Below are 24,110 nucleotides of genomic sequence, written 5' to 3' on the forward strand. Positions count from 1 at the left end.
ATGCTGCGGCGGAAGTTCGCCGAAGGCGGAAGGCGCGTCAGGCCGAGGCATCCCACCAATCCAGCACCCTCGTGCCGACCAACGTGAGCCATTTCGACGGCTCGCCTTCGGCGACGTCGACGTCGAACCAGGTGCGGCCGGGAAGCGGGGTGGTCTGCAGCCACGAGCCGTCGGGCTGTCGGGCGGCACGCACGACCTCCACCGCGTCGGCGAGACGTGGGTCGGGCGGCGTGCCTTCGAGCAGCGCGACGTCGCGGAAATGGTCGAGCGCGACCAGCGCGCTGTAGCGGTGCCGGTTGGGGTACACGAAGCGCGTGACGAACGGGCCCACGACCTCACCGGTCGTCGCACGGTTCATCACGTGCCGCGACAGGAGGTACTCCTCGCCGCCGTGGCGCGCATCGCGCATGCTCGTGTCGCCGGTGATGCGCTCGTACGCGAGGATGCCGCGCGCCGCGTTGAGCGTCGAATGGAAGGACGAGCGCACCGAGTCGCCCTCCTCCGCTTCACAGTTCCAGCCGCCGTCGGCCAGGCGATGCTCGGGGAACCAGGCGACCAGCCGCGACACGTCGGCCCCGAGCCACGCGCCGCTCGCCAGCGTGTACGAGTTGATGCAGACGTCGACCTCGCCGCCCCAGTACGGCAGGTCCTCGTACTCCCACCGGCTGTTCGCGGCGATCTTCGCGGCGGTGCCGTCGAGCACCGTCGCGTCGACGCCCCACTCGCGGAGATCCTTCAGCACCCAGGTCGTCGCCACCCAGGGCTGACCGGGCTCGTCCTGCTCGGCACTGCCGAAGAAGCCCGCGGGGAAGAACGCCCCTCCGGCCCACTGGCCGTCGGGGTCCTGCTCGGCGAGCAGTCGCGCTCCGAACCCCTCGGTGGCCACACGCGCACGCGTCGCCTTCCAGACCTCGGGTGGGGCCCCGGCGAGATCGCGCTCGACCTGCCAGCGCAGCGCCGGGTCGGAGTCGAGCAGCCAGTCGAGCAGATCCTGATCGATGGTCATGCGGGCAGGTTAGTCGCAGCTGCGGACAGTACGCGGCGTCCACCTGGCGCATAGCTTCGTCACCACAACCGTCCAGGCCCGCTTCCTACGCTCGACGGCATGCCCGAATCCCGAAGACGGGCGAGCGGAATCCTCGGCGGTCTCGCCGGGCTGCTCGGCCTCAGCGCCCTGGCCGGAGTCCTCGTGGCCGCCACCGTCACCCCGGCGGTCGCCCTCACCAGTGCCGCGGCGTCGCAGACGATCACGTTGTTCGACAACCTGCCCAGCACGCTCCAGATCGACCAGCTGATGGTGCCGAGCAACTTCTACGCCACGAACCCCGATACGGGCGAGGAGGTGCTGATGGCGCAGTTCCTCGAACAGGACCGCACCCCCGTCACCTTCGACCAGGTCGGGTCGGTGATGTACGACGCGATCCTGTCGAGCGAGGACCCGCGCTACTACGACCACGGCGGCATCGACATCATCGGCACGACGCGCGCCGTGCTGTCGAACCTCGGCGGAGGCGGCGAGACCCAGGGCGGATCGACGATCAGCCAGCAGTACGTCAAGAACGTCCTCGTGCAGCAGTGCGAGGCGACCGCGAAGACGCAGCAGGCCAAGTACGACTGCTGGTCCGAGGCCACCACGTCCACCGGCACGGCCGGCATCGAACGCAAGCTGCAGGAGATGCGCTACGCGATCGCCCTCGAGCAGAAGTACTCCAAGGACGAGATCCTGCTCGGCTATCTCAACATCGCCAACTTCGGCGGCACCACGTACGGCGTCGAGGCGGCCGCGCGCTACTACTTCGGCACGACCGCCGCGAACCTGACCGTCGCACAGGCGGCGACCCTGGCCGGCATGGTGCAGAACCCCAACAGCTACCGGATCGACCGCCCCGCCGGCTCGATCACGACATCGGACGGCACGACCCTCAACAAGGCGCCGGACGGAGCCATCGAGGACGGCGCGAAGCTCGGCGCGCTCGACGCGCTGGTGACGTCGGGCGAGATCACCGAAGAGCAGAAGCTCGCCGCCGCCGACGGGTACACCTCGACGAAGGTTCGCCAGCTCTACGTGCTGAACCGCATGCTCGACGACGGCAGGATCACGCACGACGAGTACGTCGCCGCGGCGATCGAGCCGATCACCCCGGCCATCACGCCGACGGTCACGGGATGCGCCGCGGCGGGTGGGGCGGCCTACTTCTGCGAGTACGTGAAGGACGTGATCCTGAGCGACCCCGCCTTCGGCGAGACCGCGACCGACCGGCTGCAGACCCTCCAGCGCGGCGGCCTGAACGTCTACACGACCCTCGACGCGCGGGTGCAGTCCGCCGCCGAGACGGCGATGACGCAGTACGCGCCCTCCTCGGCCACGATGCCGACCTCCTCCGGCGCCGCGACAGGCCGCTTCGGCTCCACGACCGTGAGCATCGAAGCATCCACGGGTCGCATCCTCGCGATCGCGCAGAACACGAAGTACGGTGAGGACGCCGCGGCCGATGACAATCCGGACTACTCCTCGCTCGTCTTCGCCGGGGATCCCGCGGTGGGCGGATCCACGGGGTTCAGCGCCGGCTCGACCTTCAAGCTGTTCACCCTCCTCGACTGGCTCGAGCAGGGGCACTCGGTCAATGAGACCCTCGACGGGCGGCTGCGGGTCTTCACACACCTGACCAACTCGTGCGACGGCGATTGGGACAACACCTCGAACACCCTGGTCAACAACTTCGGCAAGGCGGCCGGCCGCATCGGCACGCCGATGCAGTTCACCGCGGCCTCGCTGAACACCGGCTACTTCGCGATGGCCGAGAAGCTCGACCTCTGCGACATCCAGAACGTGGCGGCGAAGCTCGGCGTCACGCAGAGCGACGGCACGCCGATCTCGATGGACAGCCTCAACTCGGTCATCGGCACGGCCCAGGTCTCGCCGATCGCTATGGCCGCCGCTTACGCCACCGTCGCCAACGGCGGCACCTACTGCCAGCCGCAGGCCATCGATCGGGTGACGGATGCTGCGGGCAACGAGATCGCGAAGCCCGCACGCTCGTGCGCCCAGGCCCTGGAACCGAGCATCGCGGCGACCGCCGCCTACGCGCTGCAGGGCGTGATGGCTTCCGGAGGAACCGGAGCCGCCGGCAATCCCGGCGACGGCACCCCGCTCCTCGGCAAGACCGGAACCCACGAGGCATGGCAGACCTGGATGATCGAGTCGAGCACCACGGTGACGACGGCGACGTGGGCGGGCAACGTGGAGGGCGGCGGAGACGTCTTCAACACCTGGCACGACGGCACGCGGCTGTCGGACATCCGCTACCGCATAGGCCGGGCGGTGCAGGCCGCAGCGAACGACGCGTACGGCGGGGACGCCTTCCCGAGCCCCGACCCGCAGCTGACCAAGACCTCGCAGGCCACCGTGCCCGACGTGACGGGGATGAGCGTCGCGGATGCGCAGAGCCGGCTCGAGGCGGCGGGGTTCGTCGTCCAGGTCGGCGACACCGTCGAGTCGGAGGTCACGGCCGGGCTCGTCGCGAGCCAGGATCCCGGCGCGGGTCGGGCCACCGCCGGCGCCACCGTCACGATCCATCCCAGCGCAGGCCCCGCTGACTCCGCCCCGGGCAACGGCGAGGGCAACGGCAACGGCGGGACCGGCAACAGCGGGACCGGCAACGGCAACGGCAACGGCGGCGGGAACAGCGGAGACGGCAACGGCGACGGCGGCTGATCCCACGCCTGACGACGGACGCTGCGGCGCGGCATCCACGCTCGTCACGGAATCGTGAGGATCGTTGCCCACCTAGCCACCTGCCGAGGAGAATCGTCTGATGCCCATCGTCGACAACGGCGTGTACGTCGCCGGTAAGCGGATCGAGAATCCGTCGAGCCTCGCGGAGACCTTCGAGTACACCCGCGCCCAGCACGGGATGGCGTGGATCGGGCTGTTCCGCCCGACCCCGGAGGAGATCGCGCAGGTGGCCGACGAGTTCGCCCTCCACCCCCTCGCGGTCGAGGACGCGCTCACCGGCCATCAGCGCGCGAAGCTGGAGCGCTACGGCGACATCCTCTTCGTCGTGCTGCGGCCCGCACGCTATGTCGACGCGAGCGAGACGGTCGAGTTCGGCGAGCTCCACGTGTTCGTCGGCCCCGACTTCATCGTGACGATCCGCCACGCCGAGTCGCCCGACCTGAGCCGTGTGCGTCATCGCATGGAGCACGAGCCCGAACTGCTCGCCCGGGGCCCGGAGGCGGTGCTGTACGCGATCCTCGACGAGGTCGTCGACGAGTACACGCCCGTCGTCGAGGGTGTCGAGAACGACATCGACGAGATCGAGGACGCCCTGTTCGAGAACGGCGGCGTCTCGCTCTCCAAGCGCATCTACGACCTGTCCCGCGAGGTCATCACCCTGCAGCGCGCCGTCGCGCCGCTCGCCGACATGCTGGAATCGCTGCAGCGCGGCGCGCCCAAGTACGAGGTGGATCTCGAGCTGCAGCGGTCGCTCCGCGACGTGCACGACCACGCGCTGCGGGTGATCGACAAGACGGCGGCGTTCCGCTCGATCCTCGACAACGCCCTGACGGTCAACGCGACGATCGTGACGCAGCGCCAGACCGACACCGCGCTCGTCCAGAACGAGCAGGTCAAGAAGATCTCCGGCTGGGCGGCGATCCTGTTCGGCCCGACCCTCGTCGGCACCATCTACGGCATGAACTTCGAGTACATGCCGGAATTGGCATGGCCGCTCGGCTATCCCATGGCGCTTGCCCTGATGGCGGCGACGAGCCTCACCCTCTACTGGGTGTTCCGCAAGCGGCACTGGCTCTGAATCACGCTCAGCGGGTGTAGAGCAGCACGACGCTGCTGTGCAGGGTGATCCGCTCGGCCTGCTCATAGCCGAGCGCCTCGAGGTCGGCAATCGCCGTCGAATCGGTCTCGCCGTTCCTCGCGTACTCGACGACCCACACGCGGCCCACCTCGGCGAACCGTCCGAGACGCGCAGCCTCGGCCACGGAGTACACGCTCGAGTGCCAGCTCGTGCTGTCGGCGTAGGAGGTCTCGAGGGTGACGTCGGCGATGCCCGCGAACGCCGCCGGATCGGTGTCGAGTGCGAGGCGGGGCCGCCGCGATGGGCGCACCGAGTCGTCGAACACGATCGCGTCGCCCTGCCGGGCGTCGTGCTGGATGGTCGCCGCGATGTCGTTCCAGTCGGACTTGTTCTTCGCCCACGGCGTGCGCTGCGCGGCCCACACCGGCGTCGCCGAGACCACCACCGCGGCGACGGCGAGCGCGGCGAGCGCGCTCCGTGGCACGCCGGCGCCGAAGCGAAGATCACCCAGACGCCATACGCCGAGCGTGATGAGGATCGCGGCCGCCGGCGCAGCGAAGGTGCCGTAGCGCGGGGTGAATCCGGCGACGAAGGGGCTCGCTGCCAGCAGGATCCCCGTGGGAACCACGAGCCACGTCAGCGCGACGGTCTCGAGGTCGAGCCCCGAGCGCTCGCCCTGCCGCCGCTGCCGCAGCCGGCGCCGCACCCACATGACGATCGCGAGGGCGATGAGTGACCACGCGACGGCCGCAAACGGCCAGGCGCTGAACCACATCTTGACCAGGATCGAGTTCGGGGTGACCACGTCGCGATGCGCCAGGAACGCGATCTGCCGCCGCTGGCTGACGGCGAGCACGACGACGGGGCTCGCGGCGAGCGCTGCGCCGGCGGACGCGATCAGCCAGCGTTTCAGCTGGCGCCGTCCTTGTTCATCGAGGGCCAGCGCGAGGCCCACCGCGAGTGTCAGCAGCGCCAGGTAGAGGAACACGTAGATCCCGAGGGCCAGCACGACGGCGTAGAGCACCCACCAGCGCCGCGACGGTGCCGGGCGCCGGAGCAGCTCCACGACGACGATCCAGAGCATGGCGGCGAGCGCGGCCGCGAACGCGTACCCGCGGGCTTCCTCCCCCGCGTACGTCAGGCGCGGGAGGATCGCCGTCAGGGTTCCCGCGAGCACGGCGAACCCGAGCGACCCGAACCGTCCGCACAGCCAGGTGACGGCCGCCGCGCAGACCGCGATCGCGAACGCCGACGGCAGCCGTATGACGAAGGGGCTCGCTCCGAACAGGTGCACCCACGCGTGCAGGCCGAGATAGTAGGCGCCATGCACGGCGTCGACGTGCGTGAGCATCGTGAGCAGGCTCTCACCGGGGCGCAGCGCCGAGAGCACACTCGCCGCCTCGTCACCCCACAGCGATGGGATCCATGACCCCATCGCGCTCACCGTGCCCGCGAACACCCCGACGAGTGCGGCGGCGACTCCCAGGCGCCGCGGATCGGCGGCCGTTACGCGCCGGGCGGATGCCGGCAGCATCCGGTCCGCGCCTGTCGCGTGCGCACTCGCGATCAGGGCCGATTCGGATCCCTGCCCCGAGACGCCCACGTCCCCAGGTTCCGCCGAAGGTCTGTGAGCGGGGTGTGAGTCGGGGTTGCGCCGCGCTGGCACACGGCGCTGCGCGCGATCCCGTGATGACGCCGCGTGTCGTCGGTCGACGCCGGATGACGACCGCGACGGTGCCGCGACCGCGGGGCGCCTAGCGTGACCCTATGCCCGAGAACGACCCGCCCGCGCCCGAGCAACCGACGCTGCGTTCCAGCGAGCGGGGATCGGCAGGACTGCCGCCCGCGCGTCTCGGCTTCGCGACCCGCCAGCTGCACGCGGGCGACCGGCCCGCCGGTCCGCATCGGCCGCGCGCGACGCCGATCTACCTGACGGCAGGGTTCGAGTTCGAGGACTTCGATCAGGCGCACGGCCGGTTCGCGGGCACCGACGACGGGTTCAGCTACACCCGTGTCGGCAACCCGACGAACGTCGCCGTGGAAGACCGCATCGCCGATCTCGAGTCCGGCGTGGCGGCCCTCCTCGTCGCCAGCGGTCAGGCAGCCGTGGCCACCGCAATACTGTCGCTCGTCTCGGCGGGCGACCACGTGCTGGCCTCGACGAGCATCTACGAGGGCACCCGCGAGCTGCTGCGCGACGACCTCTCACGTCTGGGCATCACGGTCGACTTCGTCGACGCCCCGGACGATCTCGCGGCGTGGGATGCCGGCATCCGTCCCGCCACCAAGCTCGTGTTCGCGGAGTCGATCCCGAATCCGAAGAACGACCTGATCGACCTGGCCGGGCTCGCCGAGGTGGCGCACCGGCATGGCGTGCCGCTGGTCGTCGACAACACGCTCGCGACGCCGTACCTGCTGCGCCCGCTCGAGCACGGCGCCGACATCGTGGTGCACTCGGCCAGCAAGTTCCTCGCCGGGCACGGCACCGTGCTCGGGGGCGTCGTCGTCGACGGCGGGACCTTCCCGTGGCACGAGCACGCGGACGCCTACCCGCAACTCGCCCGCGAACGGGGACTCGACGGGCTCACGTACGTCGAACGGGCTCCTCGCACGGCGTTCCTCGAGTTCGCGCGCCGCGTCGCGATGCGGTTCGGGCCCGCGCCGTCGCCGCTCAACGCGTTCCTGATCCTGCAGGGCGTCGAGACGCTGTCGCTGCGCGTGCAGCGGCAGTCCGCGACCGCGCTGGCCATCGCCGGATGGCTGGAGCAGCACCCCGGCGTCGAGTCGGTCGACTACAGCGGCCTCGCCTCGAGCCCCCACCACGAGCTCGCGCGGCGCTACCTCCCGCGCGGCCAGGGCTCGGTGTTCGCCGTGACGCTCCGCGGCGGGCTCGACGCGGCGCGGCAGTTCAGCGACGCGCTGCGGCTGTTCACGCGGATGACGCACCTCGGCGACGTGCGCTCGCTCGTGCTGCACCCGGCCACGACCACGCACGTGCTGCGCGACGGCGAGCAGCTCGCCGCGCGCGGCATCGGCCAGGGCCTGCTGCGCCTGTCGATCGGCCTTGAAGACGCCGACGACCTCATCGCCGATCTCGACCACGCCCTGGCCGCCGTCTCGGCCATCGACCTTCTGAACACCGTGGGAGCGTCATGACCCGTCAGCAGCACTTCGGCTGGTTCCTCTCGCGCGGCTTCGGCCCGCACGGGTGGGCACGGCCGTACTACGAGTGGAACTACGCCTGGCAGAAGCCCGACCTCTACCAGCAGTCCGCGCGCGACCTCGAGCAGGCGGGCTTCGACTTCCTGCTCATCGAGGACGCCCTGTCGGTGGGCATCACGCCCGAGACGCTGAACCTGCGGGTGCGCAAGGCCTACGGCGGACCGAAGCACGACCCGTGGACGCTCGCGCCGTACCTGTTCGCCGCGACGCGGCACCTCGGCGTCATCCCCACCGTGAACGCCGGCGCCTATCCGCCGTACCTCGCGGCCCGTCAGTTCGCGTCGCTGCAGCACCTCAGCTCGAGCCGGCTCGGACTCAACGTCGTCACCGACGTGGGCAGCGCCCACCACTTCGGGCTCGAGCGCCTCTCGCACGACGCCGCGTACGACCGCGCTGAGGAGTGGCTCGGCGCCCTGCGGCTGCTGTGGCACAGCTGGGGCGACGACGCGCTCATCGCCGACCCCGCGACGCAGATCTACGCCGACGGCAGCAAGATCACCGCGGTGCAGCACCGCGGCGAGTACTTCTCGTTCGACGGGCCGCTCAACGCCGAGCCCCTGCCGTCGGGCCCGAACGGCGAGAGCGGCGACCCGATCGTCGCCTCCCCCGGCGGATCGCCGCGCGGCCTGGGCTTCGCGGGTGCGAACTCGCAGATCCAGCTGGCACTGTCGAACCTGGATGCTGCCAGCATCCGTGCGTACCGCGCTCGCGTGCACGCCGCCGCTGTCGGGAACGGCCGCGACCCGTCCGATATCAAGGTGCTGTTCGTCTTCAAGCCCATCGTCGCGGCCAGCCGGGAGGAGGCCGATCGCATCGTCGCAGCATCCGCATCGCCCGATGACGCGACGCTGCGCGAGGTCGCCGAGGCGTGGTCGAGTGACCTCGAGACCGACCTGACGGTGCTCGACCTCGATCGCCCCCTCGAACCGGCGATCTTCGGCGAGCACGTGTCGAAGGGGACGATCCGCGGTCTGCAGGGCACATTCGACTCGTTCGACGGCGTGCCGCTGCGCGACATCCTCACGGGCAAGGCGCGCCTCGGCCGGGTCACCGACATCACCGACGGCATCGGCGGGACGGTCGGCACCGCCGACGAGATCGCCGACGTCATCGAGGCGCTCGGCGACGATGCCGACAACGACGGCCTGATCTTCTCGGGAGACCTGCATCCCGTCACCATCCATCGCACGCTCGACGAGCTCGTGCCGATCCTGCGCCGGCGCGGAATCCTTCGCTCCGAGTACGTCGACGGCGGTCTTCGCGCCAACCTGTCCGCCTTCTGAGCCCCACCTCTGAAAGGGAACGCCCATGTCATCGATCGTCGTCCTCGTCGGAAACCCGCAATCCGCCTCGCGCACCCGGCTGGTGGCGGAGGAGGTCGCCCGCCAGCTCGCCGACCGCGGCGGCGCCGTGGTCGAGCCGACGATCGACTTGGCCGACGTGGCCGGCTCGCTCTTCCGCTTCCCCGACGCCGAGATCGACGCGCTGCTCGAACGGGTCGCGAGCGCCGACGTGCTCATCGTCGCGAGCCCCACCTACAAGGCGACGTACACCGGGCTGCTCAAGGCGTTCCTCGACCGCTATGGGTCGAACGGCCTGGCCGGCGTGACCGCCGTGCCGATCCTCACGATCGGCGGCCCCGGTCACGCACTGGCCGTCGAGCACGGCCTGCGGCCGCTGCTCGTCGAGCTCGGTGCGTCGACGCCCACCCGCGGCATCGCGTTCCCGGCCGGCGACACCGACCGCCGCGCGGAGGTCGTCGCGGGCTGGCTCGAGGACGAATGGCCCCGGCTCGCGCCGGCGCTCGGCACACCCGTCGAGCCGGTGCGCGCCGGCTGACCCGGTCGAGGCCGGTCAGTCCGACGGCAGGCCGCGCTCGGTGAGCACGCCTCGCAGCCGATCACGGCCGTGCAGGGCGCTTCGGCTGCGCACGCGGGCGACGACGGACTCGATCCACCCGCCCGTGCGGCCCTGCGACGCGTTGAATCCGCGGAGCGTGCTGTCGTAGACCTCGAGGGCGTCGCGATCGGCCGCGCGGTACTGCTCGTCGTGTCGCGCGACAGCCTGCGGAAGGCGCGGCTTCACCTCGGAGCGGTCGTCGGCCGCAGGCTCGCCGATGGCGACGCCCACGACCGGGAACGCGGCCGCAGGCAGGCCGAGCACTTCGGAGAGCTCGCCGGGGTGATTGCGCACGGCGCCCACGAACACGGCGCCGAAGCCGAGCGCCTCGGCCGCCACGACGGCGTTCTGTGCGGCGATGGCCGCATCGACGGTGGCCACGAGGGTGCTGTCGAGAAAGCCGATTCCCTCGGATGCCTCGCCCCGGCCGCGTGCGAGCGCGACGCCGCGCGCCCAGTCGGCGACGAACACCAGGAACAGCGGGGCGTCACGGATGAACTGCTGATCGCCGGCGAGCGTCGCGACGGCGTCTTTGTGCGCGGGATCGCGGACGACCACAACGCTCCAGGACTGGAGGTTCGACGAGGTCGACGCCGACTGCGCCGCGGCGACCAGCGTGTCGACGACGATGTCGTCCAGCGGCGCACCGTCGAACGAACGCACCGAGCGGTGCGACAGCAGCAGCGGGATCACGCCCGCCGGGTCGGCGCGCACCGCCGGACCCGCGAGCTCGTCGCCGTAGCGCCGGTGCGCGAAGGTGTCGGAGTCGGCGCGCACGGCATCGGCGAGCGCGGCATCCACGAGCGCCGGATCTGTGGTGAGGGGGATGACGGCCATGCGCCGAGTGTCGCCCATCGGCGGTCGACGCCTCATCTCGCAGCGAAACACGCCGCAACGTGACTCCGTCGCGCCCGCAGTCACGCTTCCTGCGCACCCGGTCAAGACGCCGGAGCCTCCGAGCGGGAGAGTGGGGACAGCTATGAAGGAGGCCCTATGCCTGCGCACACGCACGACGCGCCCACTCAGCCCCACGACAACCCGGACCTCATCCCCGTGACTGCCGTGAGGAGGGCCGAGCCGCGGCATCCGCTCGATCCGCTCACCGCGGACGAGATCGAGACGGCGCGCAGGATCCTCGTGGCGGCGGGGCTCCTCGGCGACACCGTGCGTGTGCCGATGCTGCTGCCCGACGAGCCGACCAAGGACGAGCTCGCCGCCTGGTCGCCGGGCGAGCCCTTCGACCGGCGGGTGGACGTGACGCTGATGGATGCTGCGACAGGCGCGCTCGTCGAGGCGATCGTGTCCGTCTCGCGCGAGGCGGTGGTCGCGACGCGCGAGCTCGACCCGTCGCAGGCGCCGTACGGCCAGCCGCAGTATCTGTTCGAGGAGTACGACCGCGCGGCCGAGATCGTGAAGGCCTCGCCGGAGTGGCGCGCCGCGATGACGCGCCGCGGCCTCGAGGACCGCATCGACCTCGCGTTCTGCTCGCCGCTGGCGCCCGGATTCGTCGGGCGTGAGAACGAGGTCGGGCGCCGCGTCATCCGCTCGCTCACCTTCCTGCGCGACAGCGAGGACGACATCCCCTGGGCGCATCCGGTCGAGGGCCTCATCGTGCACGTCGACCTCGTCTCGAACACAGTGATCGGCATCGAGGACGAAGGCGACGTTCCGGTTCCCTCGGGAAGCGGGAAGTACACCCCGGATGCCGTGGGCCCTGCCCGCACCAGCCTCAAGCCCATCGAGATCACCCAGCCCGAGGGCCCGAGCTTCGCCGTGACCGGATCCCGCGTGGAGTGGGAGAACTGGTCGATGCGCGTCGACTTCAACGCCCGCGAGGGACTCGTGCTGCACGACGTGCGGTTCGACGACCGCCCGGTGCTGACCCGCGCGAGCGTGCCCGAGATGGTCGTGCCCTACGGCGACACGTCGAACACGCGATTCTGGATCAGCTACTTCGATGCCGGCGAGTACCTGCTCGGCAAGAACGCGAACCACCTCGAGCTCGGCTGCGATTGCCTCGGCGTCATCCGCTACTTCGACGGCCACGTCGCCGACGACCACGGACATGCCGTGCGGATCCCGAACGTGGTGTGCATGCACGAGGAGGACTACGGCATCCTCTGGAAGCACACCGAGCAGGGTCCCGTCGGATCGCACGTGCGCCGGTCGCGGCGCCTGGTCGTGTCGTACTTCTCGACGATCGGCAACTACGACTACGGCTTCTACTGGTACTTCTACCTCGACGGCTCGATCCAGCTCGAGGCGAAGGCGACCGGCATCGTGTTCGTGGGCGGCGGGCACCCGGGCTCGACCAATCCGCACGCCCCCGAGATCGCGCCCGGCGTGTTCGCGCCGGTGCACCAGCACCTGTTCTCGGCGCGCCTCGACGTCGCGATCGACGGCGAGGACAACCGGCTCGTCGAGATCGACGCCGCCCGCATCCCGATGGGCGAGGCCAATCCGTTCGGCAACGCGTTCACGTGGACCGAGACCCCGCTGCGCACCGAGGCCGAGGCCCAGCGCGTCGCCGACACGTCGGTCGCACGGGTGTGGGAGGTGCGCAGCGCGTCGAAGACGAACTACCTCGGCAAGCCCACGGCGTACCACCTGCTCCCCCAGCCGACGGCGCTGCTCATGGCCGACCCGGCCTCGTCGGTGGCGGCGCGCGCAGCCTTCGCGACCAAGCACCTGTGGGGCACCTCCTACGACCACGACGAGCGCTGGCCCGCCGGCCGCTACCCGAACGCCCACCAGGGCGGCGCGGGGCTTCCGGCGTACACGTCCGACGACCGTTCGATCGACGGCGAGGACCTCGTGCTGTGGCACACGTTCGGCCTCACCCACATCCCGCGCCCCGAGGACTGGCCCATCATGCCGGTGGACTATGCCGGCTTCTGGTTCAAGCCCTACGGCTTCCTCGACGTGAACCCCGCGATGAACGTGCCGGAGTCCAGCCAGGCGCACGGGGTCCGTCATCGGGCTGCGGGTGCGGCGGGTCCCCGGGCCGCCAGAGCCGCGGTCGACGGCGGCTGCGGCATGGGTGAGGGGTGCACCTGCGGTCACTGACAGAAACCGGACGCGGCTCTGGACACAAATGTGGACAGCGTATACATTGCCGTCATGTCGCAAGTTGTGCTCTACGCGTCGATGTCTCTCGACGGATTCGCCACGGGTCCCGACGACGATCTGTCCGTGCTGCACGGATGGGCCTTCGGAGACCCGACGATGGAGATGCATCCGCGGGTGGGCCGCGAGTTCCTGGGCGCCGGCGCGGTCATCTTCGGCGCCCGCACTCTCCGAGCGGGGGATGCGGCCTGGGGCGACGAGGACGTCTTCCCGATGCCGGTCTTCGTGCCCACGCACGAGGCGCGCGAGCCGGTTTTCAGGAATGGCTCCCTTTTCACCTTCGTGGACTCCACGGAAGATGCGCTCGCCCGGGCCATGCAGGCGGCAGGCGACCGCGATGTCTACATCATGGGCAGCCCTGACGTGGCACAGCAGCTCCTTGCAGCCGACGCGGTCGACGCGGTGGAGCTCGCGATCACGGGAGTCCTTCTCGGCTCGGGCGTCAAGCTGTTCGATCATCTTGCGAGCACGCCCATCCGGCTGCAGCCGACGCGCGTGATCCCGTCCAAGGGAATCACGCACGTGAGGTACGACGTGCAGCACGACCCCGACAGGAGGGGAACGAGATGAGGCCACTTCGATATGGGATCAACGTGACACTCGACGGCTGCTGCCATCACGAGGCGGGGCTCGCCCCCGACGAGGAGTCGATGCGCTACTGGACCGCGGAGATGGCACGAGCCGACGCCCTGATCTTCGGCAGGGTGACCTACGAGATGATGGAGTCGGCGTGGCGGCAGCCGACGACGGGCACGTGGCCGGACTGGATGAGAGCGTGGGAGATCCCGTTCGCCGAGACCATCGACCGAGCGAAGAAGTACGTCGTGTCGAGCACACTCGGCGACGTCGACTGGAACGCCGAATTGCTGCGAGGCGACCTGGGGCGAGGGGTTCACCGGCTGAAACAGGAGCCAGGCAAGGGTCTCTTCGTAGGTGGCGTGACGCTCCCCCTCGCGCTGGCGGATCTGGGACTCATCGACGAGTACGTGTTCGTGGTGCAGCCGATCGTCGCCGGACACGGGCCGACGCTGCTCGCCGGTCTTCGCGAGCGCATCCCGCTCGAGCTCGTGGATCGCCATGACTTCCGATCGGGAGCGGTCGCCCTGCGGTACCGGCCGAAGCGAGCAGCGGCTTGACGCGACCGGTCCCGGGTATGGCGAGATTCGAATATTTGTTCTATACTCGAAGCATGCCCGAAACGTCTCTTCCCGCCGAGAGCAGGGATGATGTGTGGGCGGATGACATCGGCGAAGTGTGCTTTCCGCACGTGCCGGACGCGGTAGACCTGGTCGTCGAGACGGCGACGATGATGTCGGTGTTCGCGGCGCAGCGGGTGACGCGGATCGACTCGATGCGGCGCGAACTGCTTCGCGAGGCGAGTGGCCGCGGCGACGGAGTCCGGGACATCGTCGAGCGGTCGATCCGGCTCGAACTGGCAGCAGCTATGCGGGTCACGGAGTACGCTGCCGGCCGGCTGATCACTCTGGCCGAGGCGCTGGTGCGCCGGTATCCCGCGGCGCTCGACGCCCTGAGTTCGGGACGGATCACCGAGAAGCACGCCGAGATCATCGCCGACCTGCTCGACGAGGCGCCGCCGGAGCTTCGCGACAGACTGCTGGAGCGAGCGATGCCGTCGGCAGAGTCGGAGCCGGTGGGCACCTTCCGTCGGGCGCTGCGCGCCCTGATCGACAGCGCCCAGGCCGCCACCCTGGAAGACCGTCACCAGCGTGCGGTCACGCAACGCCGCATCGCCGTCGAACGTGGAGAGGACGGAATGTCCGGGCTGTGGATCTTCGCGCCCGACGTGGAGATCCACGCGATCCACGGCCGGCTCACACAGATGGCGAAATCGATCCGCAAGGCCGAAGGCGAGACCCGCACACTCGACCAGCTCCGCGCCGACGTTGCGACCGACCTCCTCCTCGACGGGTCTACCGATCACCTCCCCGCGGCCGCGTCCGGCATCCGGGCGCAGGTGGTCGTCACCGTTCCGGTCCTCGCCCTTCTCGACGACGAGTTCGCCGAGGCCGGTGACCCGCCCGTCGTGGAGGGCATCGGCCCGATCCCGCTGTCCAAGGCCCGCGAACTGTGCGGAGGTGGTAGCCGGTGGATGCGGGTGCTCACACACCCCGAGACCGGGATGGTCCTCTCGGTCGGGCGCGACAGCTACCCGACACCAGCCCCGTTGAAGAGACTCGTGAGATGGCGAGCCGACCGATGCATGGGCCCCGGCTGTTCGATGCCCGCTTCCCGGTGCGAGATCGATCACCAGATCCGCTGGGCCGACGACGGCGAGACGTGCCTCGACAACACCCTTCCGTTCTGCAAGGGGCACCACCTGGTGAAAGACAACACCGACTGGCAGGTCCGGCAGATCGAGGGGTCAGGCGGAGCTGTGGCGTGGACCTCTCCGACTGGGCGTCGATACGTCGTGCAACCCGAGCGCAAAGTCCCCACCTTCACGGTGCGCCCCTCTCCCCGGCCCCACATCGACGACGGGCTGGGCACAGAAGCACCCTTCTGAACGACGGCAGACGGCCTCACCGGGATGCCGCACGCCAGAACACGAAGGGCGACGGATGCTGCAGCATCCGTCGCCCTTCTTCTCGGCGTCAGCGGGTCACACGCCGACGGGCTCGCTGCCGAGGTGGGGCGCCTCCGCCTCCTCGGCGCCGTGGCCGATCTGGCGGTAGACGGCGGGCTTGGCCTTGCGGAGCCAGTACGCCCACAGCACCGCAGCGATCGAGGGCACGAGGAGGATCGCGGGAAGGATGAACGTCGTCGGCGTCGACTGGGGCTGGCCGAGGAGCACGTCCCAGTTCACGAGGATGAGGATCCACACGATCCCGAGCGCGACGAGGGCGACGATCGGCGCCACCAACCGGCTGCCCGCGCCGACATCGCGTCCATCACGGCGGAAGAAGCCGATCACGGCTGCCGAGACCAGCACCATGAGCAGCACGAGGCCGAAGGCGCCGAGGTTCGTGAGCCAGGTGAAGAGGGTCAGCACCGGGTAGGGGCCGTTCTCGCGGTTCCAGCCGCTCTCGGCGATCGCGAAGCCGATGATCACGACCAGCGCCAGCACCGACTGCGCCAGCGAGCCCGCCCACGGCGCACCGCTGGAGGTGCGCACGGTCCCCAGCTGGCGGGGCAGCACACCCTCGCGGCCCAGCGAGAAGGCGTATCGCGAGACGGCGTTGTGGAAGCTCACCAGGGCGGCGAACAGGCTCGTGATGAAGAGGATCGACATCAGGTCGACCCACAGCACGCCGAGGTGCTCGGCGACGAAGTTGAAGAAGAGCGGCGGCCCGGCCTCCTCGGGCGTGATGCCGGTCGGGTCGGTGATCTTCGCCGGGCCGACGGCGAGCGCGAGCGCCCACGAAGAGATCGCGTAGAACACGCCGATGACGGCGACCGCGAGGAACGTCGCCCGCGGGATGGTGCGCTGGGGGTCCTTCGACTCCTCGCCGTAGATCGCGGCCGACTCGAAGCCCATGAACGCGGCGATGCCGAACGCGAGCACGGCCCCGACGCCCGGTACGAAGAGCGCGGACGGCGTCATCGGTGCGACGGTGAAGCCCTCGGCGGGGTTCGCGAAGGCCACGACATCGAAGACGATGACCGCGAGGAACTCCAGCGCGACGAGCACACCGAGCACCTTCGCCGAGAGGTCGACGCGGTTCACGCCGAGGATGCCGACGACGACGATCCCCAGGATCACCCAGACCCACCACGGGCTCGCCCACCCGGTCTTGGACTCGATGAACGACGAGATCTGGAAGCCGAACATGCCCCAGATGCCGATCTGCATCGCGTTGTAGGCGATGAGTGCGAGCACCGAGGCGCCGACGCCGGTGGGTCGGCCGATCCCCTGCGAGACGTAGGAGTAGAACGCGCCGGCGTTCGTGATGAAGCGGCTCATCGCGGCGTAGCCGATCGCGAAGATCGCCAGCGCCGCGGCCAGGACGATGTAGCCGAACGGGATGCCGTCCACGTGCGTGACCGAGTAGGCGCTGGTCACGCCGCCGGCGACGACGGTCAACGGCGCCGAGGCGGCGATGATCATGAATGCGACCGCGAGGACCCCGAGACGGCGATGCGCTGCCGTGCGGGTCGTCGAGGTCGTGGGGCCGGAGGTGGCCATGTGCAGCTCCTTCGATGCTCAGGTCGGGTCGGGATCATCGTCCCGAGGCGGCCGCACCCGGGATTGACGCCGCGGGCAGAGTCCTTGCCTGTGGGGGCACAACGGATGCCCGCGTGCTAAACTCGCGCATCGTATACGATTCGGCCACAGTGAGGTGAGCCCATGTCAGAAGAACCCCTGTCGTTCACGGCGTACCGCCACGCCGTCTCGCACGCGGTCGTCGCGCTCGACGTCCACGCCGAGCACGACGAGAGCTTCCGCGGCGCGCTCGACGCCGCCGTGGCCGGCGACATCCACGTCTTCGACATCGCCGCCGACGGGCACAGCGTCCACCGCACCCCCGGCCTGATCGCGCGCGCACCGCAGCAGTACTTCAAGTTCTCGCTCATCGAGCGGGGCAGCGGGCTCATCGTGCAGGACGGCCGCGAGATCTCGCTGCGCGCCGGCGACATGGCGATCTACGACACCGACCGCCCGTACTCGCTGCTCTTCGACGAGAAGATGCGGATGTCGGTCGTGATGTTCCCGAAGATCATGCTCGACATCCCCGCCGAGACGATCGGCCGCCTCACCGCGACGCGCCTCGACGGCGCCGGCGGCGTGGGCGCCATGATCGCGCCCTACGTCGCCTCGCTCGCCCGGGGCGCCGGCGAGCTCGACGCGCATCTGGCGCGCCGCATGTTCCGCACCGCCGTCGACATGGTGGGCACGCTGCTCGAGGCCAACCTCGGCCGCGAGGCGACGAGCACCGACGCGCACGGCACGCTGATGCGCCGCGTGCTCGACCACATCGACGAGCACCTCTCCGACAGCGAGCTCTCCCCCGGCCAGATCGCGGCGGCGCACTTCATCTCGGTGCGCCACCTGCACGCCCTGTTCAACGAGCAGGGCACGACCGTCTCCACGGTCATCCGCACCCGCCGCCTCGAGCGCTGCTACGACGTGCTCGTCGATCCGCAGCAGGCGCACCGCTCCATCACCGACGTCGCGCTGGCGAACGGCTTCGTCGACGCGGCGCACTTCAGCCGCACGTTCCGCGCGCACTTCGGCGTGCCGCCGAGCGGCGTGCGCCTGGCGTAGCGCGGGCGGTCAAGCAGCCTGCGCGCGCGGTCAACTGCGGCGCGCAGCATCCTCCGACAATCGAGTCAGACCCGATCGAGGAGGATCCCATGACCGTCGCGACGTCGATTCTGGACGCCATCACCGTTTCCGAGACCCAGGGGCGGGCGATTCCGGATGCTGCCACCCGCGAGACGATCGGCTACGCGCCCGTCCACACCGTGGCCGACCTCGACGCCGCGATCGCCGCCGCGCGCCAGGCCCAGCCCGCGTGGAACGCGCTCGGCCACGCGGAGCGCTCCCGCATCCTGAACGCCATCGCCGACGACCTCGAGGCGAACGCCGAGGAGCTCGCGCAGCTGCTGTCGCGCGAGCAGGGCAAGCCGCTCGACGGCCCCAACGCGCGGTTCGAGGTGGGCGCCTGCGCGGTGTGGACCCGCACCGCAGCCGACACCCCGCTCGAGCCCGAGGTGGTCTTCGAGGCCGGCGACTCGCGTGCCGAAGTGCACTACGACGCGCTCGGCGTCGTGGGCGCGATCGGCCCCTGGAACTGGCCGATGATGATCTCGGTGTGGCAGATCGCGCCGTCGCTGCGCATGGGAAACACCGTCGTCGTCAAGCCCAGCGAGTTCACGCCGCTGTCGGTGCTGGCCCTCGCCGAGGTGTACAACCGACACCTGCCCGAAGGCGTGCTGACCGTCGTCTCGGGCGACAGGGAGGTGGGCGCGGCGATCGCCGGCCACCCCGGCATCGACAAGATCATGTTCACGGGCTCGACCGCGACCGGCCGTCGCATCGTCGAGTCTTCGGCGGGCAATCTCGCCCGCCTCACGCTCGAGCTCGGCGGCAACGACGCCGGCATCGTGCTTCCGGGCACCGACCCCGCCGCGATCGCCGAGAACCTGTTCTGGGGCTGCTTCATCAACACCGGCCAGACCTGCGCCGCGCTCAAGCGCCTCTACGTGCACGACTCGGTGTACGACGAGGTCGTCGACACGCTCGCCCGCATGGCGCGGGCGATGCCGATGGGCCGCGGCCTCGACGAAGGCAACGTGCTCGGCCCGCTCCAGAACGAGAAGCAGTTCGACATCGTCCGCAGCCTCGTCGACGACGCGCGAGCGCGCGGCGCGCGGGTCGTCGTGGGCGGCGAGGCCGCGCCCGAGCTCGGCCCGCTGTTCTACCGCACCACCGTCGTCGCCGACATCGAGGACGGCGCGCGCCTGGTCGACGAGGAGCAGTTCGGTCCCGCCATCCCGGTGATCCGCTACTCCGACGTCGACGATGCGATCCGCCGCGCGAACGCCTCGACGCAGGGGCTCGGCGCCTCGGTGTGGTCGGCCGACGTCGACGCCGCCGTCGAGGTCGCCCAGCGCCTGCAAGCGGGCACCGTGTGGATCAACCAGCACGGCGCGCTGAATCCGGTGGTGCCGTTCGGCGGCACGAAGGCGTCAGGCTACGGCCAGGAGTTCGGCGTCGCGGGACTGAAGGGCGTCGCCGCGCCGAAGGTCATCAGCCGCTGAGCTGCGCGGATCGCACGGGCCGCAGCATCCGTCACTCCAGGTGCTCGCGCGCCCACAGCGCGGCGCTCGTGCGATCCGCCACGCCGATCTCACGGAAGATGCTCCCGAGGTGCGCCTTGACGGTGCGCTCGGCGATGCCGAGCCGCGTCGCGATCTGCTTGTTGGCGAGGCCCTCGGCCACGAGCGAGAGCACCTCGCGTTCGCGATCGCTCAGCTGACGGGGGACGGATGCTGCGGGCAGCAGCGCCGTCGCGATGCGCGGGTCGAGCGGGGCATGACCGGCGGCCACCGCCCGCACGGCCGCGCGAAGGTCGGCCGGTTCGGCATCCTTCAGCTGATACCCGGTCGCACCGGCCTCGAGCGCCCGCCGCACGCGCTCGCGGTCGGTGAACGAGGTGAGCACCAGCACGCGGGTCTCGGGGGTCGCCTCACGCACCGCCCGCGTCGCCGCGACGCCGTCCATGACGGGCATCGACAGGTCCATCACGACCACGTCGGGCTGCTGCCCTGCCACGAGTTCCAGGGCCTCGGCGCCGTTCGCCGCGCCCGCGACGACCTCGATGTCTCCGTCGGCAGCGAGCACCGATGCGAGTCCCTCGCGCACCATCGCATGGTCGTCCACCACGATCACCCGGATCATCCGCTCTCCCGTCGCGCGGCGATCGCCGGGATGCGCAGCCGCCAGCGGGTGCCGGCGCCGGTCCGAGTGGCGAGCCGCAGCTCCGCACCGCCCTGCTGGGCGACGTCCTGCAGCACACGCGTGCCGAGGTGCCCCTCCGCCGGCTCGTCCAGGATCCTGGGGTCGAAGCCGGGCCCGTCGTCGGCGACCTCGAACACGAGGTCGGGTCCTTCGACGGCCAGGCGCATCATCACGCGACACGGGGCCGCGTGGGCCACCGCATTGCGGAGCGTCTCCTGGGCGACGCGGTAGACGAGCTGCTCGTCCGACTCGGCGAGTTCGGGCGGCGGCGCCGGGATGTCGAGCTCGACGGTGACGGCGCGGCTGCGCGCCGTGGCCGCGAGATCGTGGAGGGCGTGCGCCAATCCCGCCGCGCGGAGTCCGGGCGGGTAGATGTCCATGAGCAGCGACCGCAGCACGCGGATGTTGCCGCGGACGGCGCCGGCGATCTCGCGCAGCTGTTCGCCCGCCTCGGTGTCGCCGCGACGCGCGGCCGCATCAGCGGCGCCCTCCGCGGCGTAGCTGGTGGCGACCAGTTCTTGGACGGGTCCGTCGTGGAGCGTCCCCGCGACGCGTCGCCGCTCGGCGTCCGAGGCATCCATCGCCCGCTGCAAGAGATCGGCGCGGCGCCGCTCCTCGCTGCGGAGGCGCCGCAGCAGCCCCCACACGATCGGCGCCGTCAGCACGAGCAGCAGCAGCAGGCTGCTCGTCGTCACGCCCGCGAAGCCCCGCCAGAGGTCGGCAGCCCGGGCCGCGACCGGCTCGTACGGGAGGTAGACCTCGAACAGCAGCTCGCGGCCGTCCGGCGCCCACACCGGGCGGTACACCTCGAGGAGCCGCGACCCCGGTTCGAACTCGTTCTCCTCCTCCGACAGGTCCGAGATCGCGGCGCGGGTCGACGGGTTCGACAGCGCTTCACGCTGGGCGTCGTCGAGTTCGAACGACCGGCCGATCAGCTGCGGCTCGTCGGCGTAGAGCACCACTCCGTCGGGACTCCAGATCTTGACCCGCACGATGTCGTCGCCGAGCACCTGACCGCGGATGATCCGGTCGAACGCGTCGACCGCGGCGGGCTCGCCGTCGGCCAGCGCGGACGTCAAGGACGGCTGGATGACGGCACCCGCCAGCACGTCGGCGACGTTCGCCGCGTCGTTCACCGCCTCCCGCTCGGCCAGCCACTGGGCCGCGAACGTGGCGAGCAGTCCGACCACGACGAGGATCGCGGCGAGCCCGGCGGCCAGTCGCAGCACGACCGTTCGCGTGCGCAGCGGCCTTCGTGCCGGCTCCGGATCGACGGATGCCGCGACCACCGTGACCCACGGCACGGGTGCCGCCCCGACCGGGATCGGAGCGGTCGGGGCGGACGAGGCGTCGATGGGTGCCACTCAGTCGTCTCCGCCGTGGCCGCCGTGGCCGCTGCCGCTGTCGTCGCTTCCGCCGCCGCGCCGGTCGTCGCCCGGCTCGGTGCGCTGGTCGCGCGGGACGTCACCACCGTGGTCGTCGACCGGCGGAACAGTGGTGCCGGGCGTCGCCCCCGTCGACCCGCTGCCGTTCACGTCGCGGTCGTCGCCGGGCTCGGTGCGCTGATCGCGCGGAACGTCGCCGCCGTGGTCGTCGACGGTCGCCGACGGCGAGGGCGTCGGTGCGACGGGCGCCGGCGTGACGACCTGCCCCGACGACGGCACGCGCACCGGTACGGACTGCGCGAACGACGTGTTGCCCCAGAGCCCGATGACGGCCGGGACGGCGACCAGCACGAGCGCGCCGGCCCCGAGGAGGATCTGCTTCTTCATGGTTGTGCCCTTCGCTCATTCTGGCCTCCGACGCGTGCGACGCGAAGCGCCGCGCGTCCTGGTGTCTTCAGACTCGCCGTGTGGAGGGCTGAGCCGCCATCGGACGAAGGTCGTACGACCACCCGCACGGACGTGCGTTACGGCCCGTGTCCTGGTGTTTCATCGCACCGTGGACGAGACGGATGCCGCTGTCTAGCGTCGTGGCACGGCATCGGGGAGACACTTCCCCGGCCGGTTCGGGGGCGCGCCGAGATCCGGCTCGCACGAGAGGAGCACGCCATGTCGTGGACGCACAGCTTCAGCATCGGAAGCCTGGAGGATGGGGTCCCTGTCCGTCTCGTCGAGGCACGGGATGCCTTCATCGACGCGCAGCGCGCGCTCGAAGCGGCGCGTGACGATCTGCTGCAGGCCCACGCCCAGACGAACCGGCTGTGGGGCACCGGCCGCTGAGCGCATCGCCCGTGTGGATGAGGGAAGGCGTTGCACCCGGCCGCTAGGGTGAGACACCGGTCGACACGCGAGACAGGGGACCCGATGCACGCCGACACCACCGAATCCGCCCGCGGCACCAACGGATGGCGGCGCTTCTGGGAACGGGGCGGCTGGTGGCGTGCCCTGCTGCTGGTGGTCGCGTACTACGCGCTGTATCAGCTGGGATCGTTCGCGTTCCTTCCGCTGGTCACCTCGACCGACGATCCGGCGGCTCTCACCTGGTTCGGCACGGCACTGCCGATCGCGCTCGGCGGAGTGCTGCTCGTCGTCTTCGCGTGGTCGGTGGGCTGGCTGCGCGAGCTGTTCGGCCCGCAGCCCATCCGCGGCCGTGGATGGATGTGGATCGCCGTCGCCGTGGTGCTGCTGTTCAACGTGCTGCGGTTCGCGACGATCGACTACGGCGCGACCGGCGCCGGCGTGGTCGTCGCCTGGGTCGTCGCAGGCCTGTTCATCGGCTTCGCCGAAGAGGTGCTCACCCGTGGCTTCGTGGTGAACCTCATGCGCAAGGGCGGCTACCGCGAGATCGTGGTGGCGCTGGTCTCGGCCCTGCTGTTCGCCTTGCTGCACTCGGGCAACCTGCTGTCGGGACAATCGCCGCTCGCCACAGGATTCCAGCTCGTCTACACGTTCGCCTTCGGCATCCTGATGTACCTGTCTCTGCGCGTGACGGGCAACCTGATCTGGCCGATCCTGCTGCACGCGACGACCGATCCGTCGATCTTCCTGCAGTCGGCCTACCCCGCCGACGGCGCGCTCACCGCCATCGCGGCTCAGGGCAACATCGCCGTGGTCATCGCCGGGATCGTGCTGCTCTTCTTCATCCGAGGGAAGGTCGAGCCCACCGCATCGGTGGCTGAGCCGGGCATCGACACCAAGGTCGCCTGACCGACGGGCGGCAATACGAGGTCGGCACGTCCGGACCCCATACGCTCAGCGCATGACTCTGCTTTCTGACATCGAGCCCATCAACCAGGCCGTCTCCGCCGGAGCCGTCTTCGGCTACGTGGTCGTCGGCCTGATCTACTGGGTCGCCACGATCGCCGCCTACTGGAGGACGTTCACCAAGGCCGGCTACCCGGGATGGCTCGCGATCATCCCGATCGTGAACCTGTTCGTGCTCGTCAAGGTCGCGGGGTACTCGGCCTGGCTCGGACTGCTGTGGTTCGTGCCGATCGCCAACATCGTGCTCGCGATCATCGTCGCCTTCCGCAACGGCCGGGCGTTCGGCCACGGCGGCGCGTTCTCGTTCTTCCTGCTGTTCCTGCTCAACCCGATCGGCTACTTCATCACCGGCTTCAGCAACGACACGTACACCAAGCCCGTCTGACCCGCTCTGCTCACGAAGCGAACACCCCCGGCCCG

21 protein-coding genes are annotated in these 24,110 nt (G+C 70.4%); 14 read left to right on the forward strand and 7 right to left on the reverse strand.

What is annotated here, in order from left to right:
* Window positions 1–37: 37 nt before the first annotated feature.
* Complete coding sequence (locus ACFC1K_RS11760) at window positions 38–1,006, reverse strand: squalene cyclase (RefSeq protein WP_375871751.1); 969 nt, start codon at window positions 1,004–1,006, stop codon at window positions 38–40.
* Window positions 1,007–1,105: 99 nt separating this feature from the next.
* Here ACFC1K_RS11760 and ACFC1K_RS11765 point away from each other — a divergent pair, with 99 nt between their 5' ends.
* Both ACFC1K_RS11765 and corA read left to right on the forward strand, forming a co-directional pair.
* Entirely contained in the window at window positions 1,106–3,715 is a 2,610-nt protein-coding gene (locus tag ACFC1K_RS11765) for a transglycosylase domain-containing protein (RefSeq protein WP_375871752.1), read from the forward strand.
* A gap of 100 nt (window positions 3,716–3,815) precedes the next feature.
* Entirely contained in the window at window positions 3,816–4,814 is a 999-nt protein-coding gene (corA, locus tag ACFC1K_RS11770; RefSeq protein WP_375871753.1) for a magnesium/cobalt transporter CorA, read from the forward strand.
* Between the two features lie 7 nt (window positions 4,815–4,821).
* Here the strand turns inward: corA and ACFC1K_RS11775 are convergent, their stop codons facing one another.
* Entirely contained in the window at window positions 4,822–6,417 is a 1,596-nt protein-coding gene (locus ACFC1K_RS11775; RefSeq protein WP_375871754.1) for a hypothetical protein, read from the reverse strand.
* A 164-nt stretch (window positions 6,418–6,581) separates the two neighbouring features.
* Between ACFC1K_RS11775 and ACFC1K_RS11780 the strand changes: the two genes are divergently transcribed.
* From ACFC1K_RS11780 to ACFC1K_RS11790, 3 genes are read left to right on the forward strand one after another with little or no spacing between them, the layout of a single operon-like run.
* Window positions 6,582–7,970, forward strand: a complete 1,389-nt coding sequence (locus tag ACFC1K_RS11780; RefSeq protein WP_375871755.1) for an O-acetylhomoserine aminocarboxypropyltransferase/cysteine synthase family protein — start codon at window positions 6,582–6,584, stop codon at window positions 7,968–7,970.
* On the forward strand, window positions 7,967–9,319 hold the full coding sequence (locus tag ACFC1K_RS11785; protein ID WP_375871756.1) for an LLM class flavin-dependent oxidoreductase: 1,353 nt from the start codon (window positions 7,967–7,969) through the stop codon (window positions 9,317–9,319). The genes ACFC1K_RS11780 and ACFC1K_RS11785 overlap by 4 nt, the downstream gene beginning before the upstream one ends.
* Before the next feature lie 25 nt (window positions 9,320–9,344).
* Window positions 9,345–9,875, forward strand: a complete 531-nt coding sequence (locus tag ACFC1K_RS11790; RefSeq protein ID WP_375871757.1) for an NADPH-dependent FMN reductase — start codon at window positions 9,345–9,347, stop codon at window positions 9,873–9,875.
* A 15-nt stretch (window positions 9,876–9,890) separates the two neighbouring features.
* Here ACFC1K_RS11790 and ACFC1K_RS11795 read toward each other — a convergent pair whose 3' ends face one another.
* On the reverse strand, window positions 9,891–10,772 hold the full coding sequence (locus ACFC1K_RS11795; RefSeq protein ID WP_375871758.1) for a nitroreductase family protein: 882 nt from the start codon (window positions 10,770–10,772) through the stop codon (window positions 9,891–9,893).
* A 156-nt stretch (window positions 10,773–10,928) separates the two neighbouring features.
* Between ACFC1K_RS11795 and ACFC1K_RS11800 the strand changes: the two genes are divergently transcribed.
* Genes ACFC1K_RS11800 through ACFC1K_RS11815 form a run of 4 tightly spaced genes read left to right on the forward strand, consistent with a single transcriptional unit; the run spans window position 10,929 to window position 15,585 of the window.
* Complete coding sequence (locus ACFC1K_RS11800) at window positions 10,929–13,001, forward strand: primary-amine oxidase (protein ID WP_375871759.1); 2,073 nt, start codon at window positions 10,929–10,931, stop codon at window positions 12,999–13,001.
* Window positions 13,002–13,055: 54 nt separating this feature from the next.
* Window positions 13,056–13,631 (forward strand): dihydrofolate reductase family protein, encoded by a 576-nt coding sequence (locus ACFC1K_RS11805; RefSeq protein WP_375871760.1) that lies wholly within the window; start codon window positions 13,056–13,058, stop codon window positions 13,629–13,631.
* Entirely contained in the window at window positions 13,628–14,197 is a 570-nt protein-coding gene (locus tag ACFC1K_RS11810) for a dihydrofolate reductase family protein (RefSeq protein ID WP_375871761.1), read from the forward strand. Before ACFC1K_RS11805 ends, ACFC1K_RS11810 begins: the two co-directional genes overlap by 4 nt.
* Before the next feature lie 17 nt (window positions 14,198–14,214).
* Entirely contained in the window at window positions 14,215–15,585 is a 1,371-nt protein-coding gene (locus ACFC1K_RS11815; RefSeq protein ID WP_375871762.1) for a DUF222 domain-containing protein, read from the forward strand.
* 96 nt (window positions 15,586–15,681) lie between these two features.
* Here ACFC1K_RS11815 and ACFC1K_RS11820 read toward each other — a convergent pair whose 3' ends face one another.
* Window positions 15,682–17,205 carry an APC family permease gene (locus tag ACFC1K_RS11820; RefSeq protein WP_375871763.1) on the reverse strand — a complete coding sequence of 508 codons (1,524 nt, stop codon included), beginning with the start codon at window positions 17,203–17,205 and terminating at the stop codon, window positions 15,682–15,684.
* A 162-nt stretch (window positions 17,206–17,367) separates the two neighbouring features.
* On the opposite strand from ACFC1K_RS11820, the gene ACFC1K_RS11825 reads away from it, so the two are divergent.
* On the forward strand, window positions 17,368–18,285 hold the full coding sequence (locus tag ACFC1K_RS11825; RefSeq protein WP_375871764.1) for a helix-turn-helix domain-containing protein: 918 nt from the start codon (window positions 17,368–17,370) through the stop codon (window positions 18,283–18,285).
* Window positions 18,286–18,374: 89 nt separating this feature from the next.
* Window positions 18,375–19,784 carry an aldehyde dehydrogenase family protein gene (locus ACFC1K_RS11830; RefSeq protein ID WP_375871765.1) on the forward strand — a complete coding sequence of 470 codons (1,410 nt, stop codon included), beginning with the start codon at window positions 18,375–18,377 and terminating at the stop codon, window positions 19,782–19,784.
* Between the two features lie 31 nt (window positions 19,785–19,815).
* Here the strand turns inward: ACFC1K_RS11830 and ACFC1K_RS11835 are convergent, their stop codons facing one another.
* Genes ACFC1K_RS11835 through ACFC1K_RS11845 form a run of 3 tightly spaced genes read right to left on the reverse strand, consistent with a single transcriptional unit; the run spans window position 19,816 to window position 22,256 of the window.
* Window positions 19,816–20,424: a response regulator gene (locus tag ACFC1K_RS11835; protein ID WP_375871766.1), complete on the reverse strand. Its 609-nt coding sequence runs from the start codon at window positions 20,422–20,424 to the stop codon at window positions 19,816–19,818.
* Window positions 20,421–21,848 (reverse strand): sensor histidine kinase, encoded by a 1,428-nt coding sequence (locus ACFC1K_RS11840; protein WP_375871767.1) that lies wholly within the window; start codon window positions 21,846–21,848, stop codon window positions 20,421–20,423. Before ACFC1K_RS11840 ends, ACFC1K_RS11835 begins: the two co-directional genes overlap by 4 nt.
* A complete protein-coding gene (locus ACFC1K_RS11845) occupies window positions 21,849–22,256 on the reverse strand; it encodes a hypothetical protein (RefSeq protein ID WP_375871768.1) in 408 nt (135 codons plus the stop codon).
* Window positions 22,257–22,535: 279 nt separating this feature from the next.
* Here ACFC1K_RS11845 and ACFC1K_RS11850 point away from each other — a divergent pair, with 279 nt between their 5' ends.
* From ACFC1K_RS11850 to ACFC1K_RS11860, 3 genes are all read left to right on the forward strand, one after another.
* Window positions 22,536–22,706: a hypothetical protein gene (locus ACFC1K_RS11850; protein ID WP_310287964.1), complete on the forward strand. Its 171-nt coding sequence runs from the start codon at window positions 22,536–22,538 to the stop codon at window positions 22,704–22,706.
* Between the two features lie 84 nt (window positions 22,707–22,790).
* Window positions 22,791–23,633: a lysostaphin resistance A-like protein gene (locus ACFC1K_RS11855; RefSeq protein WP_375871769.1), complete on the forward strand. Its 843-nt coding sequence runs from the start codon at window positions 22,791–22,793 to the stop codon at window positions 23,631–23,633.
* A gap of 52 nt (window positions 23,634–23,685) precedes the next feature.
* Window positions 23,686–24,075 (forward strand): DUF5684 domain-containing protein, encoded by a 390-nt coding sequence (locus tag ACFC1K_RS11860; RefSeq protein ID WP_310287958.1) that lies wholly within the window; start codon window positions 23,686–23,688, stop codon window positions 24,073–24,075.
* The last annotated feature ends 35 nt before the right edge of the window (window positions 24,076–24,110 follow it).

The organism is Microbacterium sp. NPDC056057 (assembly GCF_042266945.1).
Lineage (GTDB): Bacteria > Actinomycetota > Actinomycetes > Actinomycetales > Microbacteriaceae > Microbacterium > Microbacterium trichothecenolyticum_C.

Coding starts and splice junctions, on each gene's coding strand:
- ACFC1K_RS11760 (WP_375871751.1), bottom strand. CDS start 1,006: ATGACCATCGATCAGGATCTGCTCGACTGGCTGCTCGACTCCGACCCG.
- ACFC1K_RS11765 (WP_375871752.1), top strand. CDS start 1,106: ATGCCCGAATCCCGAAGACGGGCGAGCGGAATCCTCGGCGGTCTCGCC.
- corA (WP_375871753.1), top strand. CDS start 3,816: ATGCCCATCGTCGACAACGGCGTGTACGTCGCCGGTAAGCGGATCGAG.
- ACFC1K_RS11780 (WP_375871755.1), top strand. CDS start 6,582: ATGCCCGAGAACGACCCGCCCGCGCCCGAGCAACCGACGCTGCGTTCC.
- ACFC1K_RS11785 (WP_375871756.1), top strand. CDS start 7,967: ATGACCCGTCAGCAGCACTTCGGCTGGTTCCTCTCGCGCGGCTTCGGC.
- ACFC1K_RS11790 (WP_375871757.1), top strand. CDS start 9,345: ATGTCATCGATCGTCGTCCTCGTCGGAAACCCGCAATCCGCCTCGCGC.
- ACFC1K_RS11795 (WP_375871758.1), bottom strand. CDS start 10,772: ATGGCCGTCATCCCCCTCACCACAGATCCGGCGCTCGTGGATGCCGCG.
- ACFC1K_RS11800 (WP_375871759.1), top strand. CDS start 10,929: ATGCCTGCGCACACGCACGACGCGCCCACTCAGCCCCACGACAACCCG.
- ACFC1K_RS11805 (WP_375871760.1), top strand. CDS start 13,056: ATGTCGCAAGTTGTGCTCTACGCGTCGATGTCTCTCGACGGATTCGCC.
- ACFC1K_RS11810 (WP_375871761.1), top strand. CDS start 13,628: ATGAGGCCACTTCGATATGGGATCAACGTGACACTCGACGGCTGCTGC.
- ACFC1K_RS11815 (WP_375871762.1), top strand. CDS start 14,215: ATGGCGAGATTCGAATATTTGTTCTATACTCGAAGCATGCCCGAAACG.
- ACFC1K_RS11820 (WP_375871763.1), bottom strand. CDS start 17,205: ATGGCCACCTCCGGCCCCACGACCTCGACGACCCGCACGGCAGCGCAT.
- ACFC1K_RS11825 (WP_375871764.1), top strand. CDS start 17,368: ATGTCAGAAGAACCCCTGTCGTTCACGGCGTACCGCCACGCCGTCTCG.
- ACFC1K_RS11830 (WP_375871765.1), top strand. CDS start 18,375: ATGACCGTCGCGACGTCGATTCTGGACGCCATCACCGTTTCCGAGACC.
- ACFC1K_RS11835 (WP_375871766.1), bottom strand. CDS start 20,424: ATGATCCGGGTGATCGTGGTGGACGACCATGCGATGGTGCGCGAGGGA.
- ACFC1K_RS11845 (WP_375871768.1), bottom strand. CDS start 22,256: ATGAAGAAGCAGATCCTCCTCGGGGCCGGCGCGCTCGTGCTGGTCGCC.
- ACFC1K_RS11850 (WP_310287964.1), top strand. CDS start 22,536: ATGTCGTGGACGCACAGCTTCAGCATCGGAAGCCTGGAGGATGGGGTC.
- ACFC1K_RS11855 (WP_375871769.1), top strand. CDS start 22,791: ATGCACGCCGACACCACCGAATCCGCCCGCGGCACCAACGGATGGCGG.
- ACFC1K_RS11860 (WP_310287958.1), top strand. CDS start 23,686: ATGACTCTGCTTTCTGACATCGAGCCCATCAACCAGGCCGTCTCCGCC.